The organism is Bradyrhizobium uaiense, assembly GCF_010811875.1.
Lineage (GTDB): Bacteria > Pseudomonadota > Alphaproteobacteria > Rhizobiales > Xanthobacteraceae > Bradyrhizobium > Bradyrhizobium uaiense.
On the sequence record NZ_VKHP01000004.1, the window covers coordinates 94,685 to 102,254 of the forward strand.

6 protein-coding genes and 1 pseudogene are annotated in these 7,570 nt (G+C 64.1%); 6 read left to right on the top strand and 1 reads right to left on the bottom strand.

The annotated features are described in order from the left end of the window. Window positions 1-86: 86 nt before the first annotated feature. The gene (locus FNJ47_RS02145) at window positions 87-899 is read right to left on the bottom strand and encodes an AraC family transcriptional regulator (RefSeq protein WP_163150107.1); all 813 of its coding nucleotides are present in this window, start codon (window positions 897-899) and stop codon (window positions 87-89) included. Between the two features lie 73 nt (window positions 900-972). On the opposite strand from FNJ47_RS02145, the gene FNJ47_RS02150 reads away from it, so the two are divergent. The 6 genes and pseudogenes from FNJ47_RS02150 to FNJ47_RS02175 all read left to right on the top strand — a co-directional run. Beyond that, window positions 973-2,166: an MFS transporter gene (locus FNJ47_RS02150; protein ID WP_163150110.1), complete on the top strand. Its 1,194-nt coding sequence runs from the start codon at window positions 973-975 to the stop codon at window positions 2,164-2,166. Between the two features lie 187 nt (window positions 2,167-2,353). Beyond that, the gene (locus tag FNJ47_RS02155; RefSeq protein ID WP_163150125.1) at window positions 2,354-3,907 is read left to right on the top strand and encodes an SUMF1/EgtB/PvdO family nonheme iron enzyme; all 1,554 of its coding nucleotides are present in this window, start codon (window positions 2,354-2,356) and stop codon (window positions 3,905-3,907) included. 34 nt (window positions 3,908-3,941) lie between these two features. Next, complete coding sequence (locus tag FNJ47_RS02160; RefSeq protein ID WP_163150128.1) at window positions 3,942-4,367, top strand: DUF4399 domain-containing protein; 426 nt, start codon at window positions 3,942-3,944, stop codon at window positions 4,365-4,367. Window positions 4,368-4,523: 156 nt separating this feature from the next. After that, window positions 4,524-5,271: pseudogene (locus tag FNJ47_RS02165) on the top strand (transporter substrate-binding domain-containing protein). A 491-nt stretch (window positions 5,272-5,762) separates the two neighbouring features. After that, on the top strand, window positions 5,763-6,581 hold the full coding sequence (locus FNJ47_RS02170; protein ID WP_163150131.1) for a formate/nitrite transporter family protein: 819 nt from the start codon (window positions 5,763-5,765) through the stop codon (window positions 6,579-6,581). Window positions 6,582-6,642: 61 nt separating this feature from the next. Beyond that, the coding region (locus FNJ47_RS02175; protein WP_163150134.1) for a PP2C family protein-serine/threonine phosphatase at window positions 6,643-7,570 on the top strand (928 nt) is incomplete at its 3' end.

A 7,570-nucleotide genomic window follows, 5' to 3' on the forward strand; every position in this document is an offset into this window, starting at 1 on the left:
CAATCAAGCGCATGGATCGTACGGAAATATGTCGCAGCGCGACAGCGGTATAATTTGTCCTCACTGCGCCCGGTGACAAATCGCTTTCACGTTTTTTCGCACGTTTTCTCCGCGAAGGCGGTCGGTGTCTTGCCGGTAACCTGGCGGAACGCGTGGGAAAATGCCGGCACGCTGGCATAACCGAGGTCGGAGGCGACCTGCTTGACCGAGACGTTCGCGCCGGTCGACAGGCGCTCGATCGCCGCTGCGATCCGGGCGCGCTGGCACCAGCTCTTGAAGGAGAGTTGTGTCTCAGCCGAGAACAGGCGTGACAGTGTCCGCGCCGAGGTGCCGACCATGCGCGCCAGTGCATCGATCTCGTGGTCCCTGGTCGGATCGGCCAGCACGATGTCGGCGGCGCGGCGGCAGCGCGGTTCCTGCGGCAGCGGGATGAAGGTCGCGGAATCCTCGGCCTGGTGCAGCTCCAGCATCACGAGCCTGATCAGCAGGTCGGTGCGCTCGCGTCCGCATGAGGCGTCGAACAGCGCTAGGATCGCTTGATGCACCAGCGGCGACACCCGCACCACGAATTCATGGTCGAGGCTGCCGCTGCGTTGTTCGCGCGCGAGCCAGGCCTGGTCGAAATACAGCGTGCGCATCTCGATGTCGGCGAGCACGTCGATCGCGTGCGGAAGCAGGGCAGGGACCCACACCGCGCGATCCGGCGGCACAAGCCAGCGGCCCTTCGGTGTCGTCACCTGCATGGTGCCGCTGGCGGCATAGACCAGCTGCGCCTCGCGATGCATGTGCGGGTCGAGGCGGATGCCCTTCGGGTAGTTGCGCGCGACCATGTGGACGCCGTCGCCGGTGACGCGCCGGTCCTGGTGGAGGGCTCTTATTGGCGGCTCAGCGATAGTCATTGGCGACATCCCGTCAGGACAAGCACCTATAACCTATTTTCGAGCAATGGAAGAATCGCGTGAGAGACGTGCCATGAATAGTCCCAGCCGGGTGATCACCTTCGTCAACGCCGGCCATTTCATCGATCATTATGCGATGCTGATTTTCGCCGCCGCCGTCATCATCATGGGCCCGGCGCTCGGCATGGCCTATTCGGAGCTCCTGCCCTATGCGACGCCGGGCTTCATCGCCTTCGGCGCCGGCTCGTTGATCACGGGCTGGCTCGGCGACCGCTGGAGCCGCCGCCACATGATGGTGATCTTCTTCGTCGGCATCGGCCTGTCGATGATCTCGGTCGGCTTCGTGCAGACGCCGCTGCAGCTCGGCGCCGCGCTGCTCGCGATCGGCATCTTCGCTTCGATCTACCATCCGGTCGGCACCGCGATGATCGTGTCCTATGCCGAGAAGCTCGGCGCCCAGATGGGGATCAACGGCGTCTGGGGCAATCTCGGGGTTGCCTCCTCGGCGCTGGTCACCGGCGTGATCGGCCAATATCTCGGCTGGCGCTGGGCCTTCATCGTGCCCGGCGTGGTCACCGTGCTGATCGGTATCGCCTTTGCGATGACGGTGATGCATGAGGACCGCAAGGGGGCAAGGCAGGCCGCGGCGCAAGCGCGGGTCGCCAAGGAAGACATGTGGCGCGTGGTGCTGTCGCTCGTGATCGTGGTGATCGCGATCTCGACCACGTTCAACGCGGTGACGGTGGCGTTGCCGAAACTGTTCGCGGAGCGGCTCGCCGATCTGACCAGGAGCCCGGCGCTGCTCGGCGTGATCGCCGCAGGCGTCTATGTGTTCGGCGCGATGACGCAGTACACGATCGGCAGGCTGCTCGACAAACATTCGCTGAAGACGGTGGCGCTGCCGCTGTCGTTCATGCTGGCGCCGTTCCTCTATTTCGCGGCGAGCCTGTCCAATCTGCCGCTGATCGTGGTCTCGATCGGCATCGTGATGGGCGCGTTCGGCCAAGTCACGGTGAACGATGCCATGGTCGGAAAATACACCACCGAGGAATGGCGCTCGCGCGCCTATGCGGTGCGCTATTTCGTCGGCTTCACCGCGGCCGGCGCCTCCGTCGGCCTGGTGGCCTGGCTGTATGACCAGGGCGGCTTCTCCATGATGCTGCGCGCCTTTGCCGCGCTGTGCCTGCTGGCGATCGCGGCCGCGATCATCCTGCCGCGCGAGATCCGCACCCCGGCCACGCAAGGGGGGCTGAACCGGGCGTCCTGATCCGTTTGCCGTTGAGGCAATGCGCACCGGCGAGCGGGTGCGCTGATCGGCGCCTGCCGGCGTTCGTGACTTGGTCACGCTTCGCGAACTTTGTTCCAGCCTGCAGGTGTGATAGCTTTAGCCGGGCCTCGGGGACGAAGGCGTCGGTTGCGCCTCCTTGCACGTATTTTGGAGCAGCCGGAGCGCCATGGGCGAAATTCGCGACTTCAAGTCAGGCCGGTCACAGTCCGACAATACACAGCCGCCCGGAACTTCGATGCCGCGGCGCTTGGCGGCGATCGTTGTCGGAGATATCGCCGGCTACAGCCGGCTGATGCAACTCGATGAGGAGGGCACGCATACCCGCGTCAAGCGGGCCGAGCGCGATCTGATCGAGCCGACCATTGCCGAGCACCATGGCAAGCTGGTCAAGACCACCGGCGACGGCTTTATCGCGATGTTCGACAGTCCGGTCGAGGCCGTCCGGTGCAGCATCGTGATTCAGCAGAACATGATCGGCCGCAACGCGGCGGTCGCGCGAGATCGCTGGATCGAGTACCGGATCGGGGTCAACCTCGGCGACGTCATCATCGAGCCCGACGATATCTATGGCGACGGCGTCAACGTGGCTTCGCGACTGGAGGGGATCGCAGCGCCGGGCGACGTCTTCATCTCCGGCGGCATCTACGAGCAGATCAAGCACAAGATGGTCTGCGGCTACGAATCGCTCGGTGACAAGAAGGTGAAGAACATCACCGATCCTATCCGGGTTTATCGCGTGCTGCCGGACGCTGCCGCGTACCAGAGGACACGCCGGCGCCGCGAGTCCATCCTGCTCACGTTGCTTGGGCTGGCGATCGCGATCATCGCGGGCGGCGTGCTGTGGTACCTGCTGGCGCAACCGCGCAGCAAGCCGATCGACGTGGCGCAGGCGCCTCCGTCACCGGCCGTATCGCCGGCCGTTCAGCAGCCGGCACCGAGCCCGCCTCCGGCTCCAGGCCAGGCTGCGAGTCCGGTCCCGAGGGCCGCACCGGCGCAGCAAGCCTCGCCTCAAGCCGCGCCCTCTGCAACTCCGGCCGCGTCGGTGCCGGAGCCTGAAATGGTCTCGCTCCAGGGCGGCAGCTTCTCGATGGGAAGCAATGACGATCCCTCGGAGCGGCCGATCCGCAGGGTGACGGTCAAGCCGTTCGCCATGGGCAAATATCCGGTCACCGTGCGGGAATGGAATGCCTGCGCGGCGGCCAAGGCTTGCGGCTTCACGGCCAGTGGCAAGGACGACATTCCGGTCACCAATGTGAGCTGGAGCGATGCGAAACAATATGTGGCCTGGCTCGCCGAGGGGACGAAGAAGGCCTACCGGCTTCCGAGCGAGGTCGAATGGGAATACGCGGCGCGGGGCGGAACGCAGTCGAAATACTGGTGGGGCGACCAGATGCAATCGGGCCACGCCGGCTGTAAGGATTGCGGCGGCGACGCTACCACCGACCAGCCCGTCAAGGTCGGCAGCTTCAAGCCGAATCCATTTGGCCTGTACGACATGGGCGGCAGCGTCGATCAGTGGGTCGAGGATTGCTGGCACCGGAACTACCAGGGCGCGCCGGCCGACGGTGCGGTGTGGCCCGGCGGCGACTGCGGCTCCCATGTCATTCGTTCCGGCTCCTGGAAGAACGACGCGCGCTATGTCCGTCCGGCCAATCGCGACAATTACGGCACCAATGTTCGCTACCCGACCCACGGTTTCCGGGTCGCGCTGTCGCCCTGAGAGATTATCTGCAATTGCCGGGTTTGGAGGAGCTATGAAACGTGCAGGCTTGATCATGCTCGCTGCAGCACTGACATTGCTCGCTGGTCCGGCCAACGCGCAAAACAAGCCGGCGGGGAAAGACACCAAGCTGTATTTCATCTGGCCGCACAACGGAACCAAGCTCAAAGGCCCGTTCACGTGCCGCTTCGGGCTGCGCAACATGGGCGTCACCCATGCCGGCGACGAATATCCGAACAGTGGCCATCACCATCTTCTGATCGATGTGGATGAGCCGTTGAATCCGAATGAGCCGATCCCGTCGGACAAGTCTCACCAGCACTTCGGTGCGGGCCAGACCGAGACGCAGCTCGATCTGGCGCCCGGCAAGCATACCTTGCAGTTGGTGCTGGGCGACGCCAAGCATTATCCATTCAACCCGCCGGTGGTCTCCGAAAAAATCACCATCCGCGTCAAATAGGCCGATACGGATAGCTCCCTTGCGCGAACCGCCGCTTGCGCAAAGCGGCCTCGTGCGGTTTGTTGCGCGCCGGTCGGGCGCAAGACCCGGTGTGGAGGACGTCCGATGTTGTCGCGACTGCTGCGTCTGGCCGGCCTCGTTCTGGGAGTGATTGTCATGGCCACATCCGCCAACGCCGATTCCTTGAAGGATCAGATCGCACCGACCGGAAAGCTCCGGCTCGCGATCGCGATCAGCCCGGCGGGCGGCGCGTTCTGGTGCACCAGGACCGAGAACGGCTATGCCGGCGTTCCCGTCGATCTCGGCCGCGAGATGGCGTCGCAGCTCGGTGTTTTCCGTTGAATACGTCGTGCACCAGAATTCCGGCCAGATCACCGACGCGGCGGCCAGGAACACCTGGGATATCACCTTCCTGCCCCGGGATCCCGAGCGCGAGACCAGGATGACGTTCGGGCCGAACTACGAGGTCGCCGATGCCACCTACATCGTCAAGCCGGGCTCGACGATTGCGAATTTTGCCGCGCTGGATCAGGACGGCGTCAAGGTCGCGGCCGTCAACGCGACCACCACGATGCGCGGTGCGATCGCGCATCTCAAGCACGCCAAGGTCACCGGCTATCAGACCTATGACGAGATCTTCAATCTGTTGAAGAGCGGCGAGGTCGATGCGTTCGCGTTGTCGCGCGATCAGCTCAACGCGATGGCCAGGAAAATTCCGGGCACCCGCGTGCTGGACGAGACCTTCAAGCAGACCGTCACCGCGGTCGCGGTGCCGCTCGACCATCCGCTGGCCGCAGCGTTCGCCGCCAGGTTCATGACGGATGCAATCGCCAACGGCACGCTGCGCAAGGCCTATGATGCCAACGGGCTGAAGAACACGCCGGTGCGGACCGAGGTGAAGTGAAGCAGCGGCGCGCATCGACCCTATCGCCGTCATCCTGAGGCGCGAGCGAAGCGAGCCTCGAAGGATGAATCGGCCCCGCTGGTGGCCGTCGATCCTTCGAGACGCCGCTTCGCGGCTCCTCAGGATGACGGTGATGGAGAGGCGCGCATCCCTTGGGCGACATCTGTGCAGGCTGCATAAATCGGCGGCATCGCGCCGGTTAGCCTATCGGTCATCCATTTAAGTATCTGTATTCGAACAATTTTTTTGTCCAGCCGCCGCCGTCGGCGGTTGGCATATCCATTGCTTTTGAATGCATTGGTCAATGACGACTGCCGTCCTCCGGATTGCCGAAGCCAGCGAAGGCCGAGGTGAGGGGATCAAGGCGCCCGGCCCGGGCGTCTCGAGCAATCGTTGCACCCCATCTCCCCGAACGGACGAGCATTTCTATCAACCCGCGTCGCTTCCGGCAGGCAACCGGCGCGGCCGAATTGCGCAAGGGGACTTTACGAATGGCCTACCTCGCACCGTCCGAATTCGTCACCAAGATGGTGGACGCCGGCGAATCCAAGATCTTCATGTCGACGCGCGACACCGTGATCCGTGCCTACATGGCCGGTGCGATCCTGGCGCTGGCGGCCTGGTTTGCCGTGACGATCAACGTCAACACCGGCCAGCCGCTGGTCGGCGCATTGCTGTTTCCGGTCGGCTTCGTGATGCTCTATCTGCTGGGCTTCGACCTGCTGACGGGCGTATTCGTGCTGTCGCCACTCGCGCTGCTCGACAAGCGCGCCGGCGTCACGCTCGGCGGCGTGCTGCGCAACTGGGGCCTCGTGTTCGTCGGCAATTTCGCCGGCGCACTCACGGTGGCGTTCATGATGGCGTTCGTGACGACCTTCGGCTTCACGCAGGAGCCCGACAAGGTCGGCATGACCATCGGAAATGTCGGTGAGGCGCGAACGCTGGGCTACGCAGCGCATGGCGCGGCGGGCATGGCGACCCTGTTCATCCGCGGCATGCTCTGCAACTGGATGGTCTCGACCGGCGTCGTCGGCGCCATGATCTCGACCACGGTGCCGGGCAAGGTCATCGCGATGTGGATGCCGATCCTGGTGTTCTTCTACATGGTGTTCGAGCATTCGGTGGTGAACATGTTCCTGTTCCCGTCCGGACTGATGCTGCATGCGAAGTTCTCGATCATGGACTATTTGATCTGGAACGAGATTCCGACCGTGCTGGGCAACCTCGCCGGCGGCCTCGCCTTCACCGGGCTCACGCTCTACACCACGCATGTGAAGACGGCGCCGAAGCGCCAGCGCCTCGCGGCTTGATCCTGGCCGGCTTATGGGTCTCTCCTGTCATGGAGAGACCCGCAGGGGCCTGCATGAGGCGATGCCGCGCGCGCTGAACATATCGGTCGGGCAATTCACTGATCAGGGCCGCAAGGACACCAATCAGGATTTTCACGGCGTGCTGATCCCCGACGAGCCGCTGCTCGGCTTGAAAGGCATCGCCGTGGTGCTCGCCGACGGCATCTCCTCGAGCAGCGTCAGCCGCGTCGCCGCGGAGTCCGCGGTCAAGAGCTTCCTGACCGACTATTACTGCACCTCGGAATCCTGGTCGGTGAAGACCTCGGCGCAGCGGGTGCTGGAGGCGACCAATTCCTGGCTGCACGCGCAAACGCGGCGCAGCCAGAATCCCTACGACAAGGACAAGGGCTACGTCTGCACGCTCAGCGCGCTGGTGATCCGGTCGACCACGGCGCATCTGTTCCATGTCGGCGACAGCAGGATCTACCGTGTCGCCGGCAGCAGCCTCGAGCAACTGACCAACGATCATCGCGTGGTGATCTCCTCGCAGCAGAGTTATCTCGGCCGCGCGCTCGGCGTGAACCCGCAGCTCGAGATCGACTATCAGAACCTTCCGCTCGAGCGCGGCGACACCTTCCTGCTGGTGACCGACGGCGTCTACGAGCACGTTCCGGCGCGGCAGCTCGCGAAGACGATCAGGGACGGCGCTGCCGACCTCGATGCTGCGGCGAAATCGATCGTCGAACAGGCCTATGAGAACGGCAGCCCGGACAATCTCACCGCGCAGATCATCCGGATCGACGAATTGCCCGACGGCGATGCCAGCGAGGTGTTCGGCCAGCCCACCGAGCTGCCGTTGCCGCCGCTGCTCGATGCACGGGTGCTGTTCGACGGCTATCGCATCGTGCGCGAGCTGCATGCCTCGCACCGCAGCCATATCTATCTCGCGATCGACGAAGAGAGCGGCACCACGGTCACGATCAAGATCCCCTCGATCGACCTGCGCGACG

What these genes read in the sequence shown, in the direction of transcription:
- FNJ47_RS02145 (WP_163150107.1), bottom strand. Translation starts at nt 899, where the DNA reads ATGACTATCGCTGAGCCGCCAATAAGAGCCCTCCACCAGGACCGGCGC.
- FNJ47_RS02160 (WP_163150128.1), top strand. Translation starts at nt 3,942, where the DNA reads ATGAAACGTGCAGGCTTGATCATGCTCGCTGCAGCACTGACATTGCTC.
- FNJ47_RS02150 (WP_163150110.1), top strand. Translation starts at nt 973, where the DNA reads ATGAATAGTCCCAGCCGGGTGATCACCTTCGTCAACGCCGGCCATTTC.
- FNJ47_RS02155 (WP_163150125.1), top strand. Translation starts at nt 2,354, where the DNA reads ATGGGCGAAATTCGCGACTTCAAGTCAGGCCGGTCACAGTCCGACAAT.
- FNJ47_RS02170 (WP_163150131.1), top strand. Translation starts at nt 5,763, where the DNA reads ATGGCCTACCTCGCACCGTCCGAATTCGTCACCAAGATGGTGGACGCC.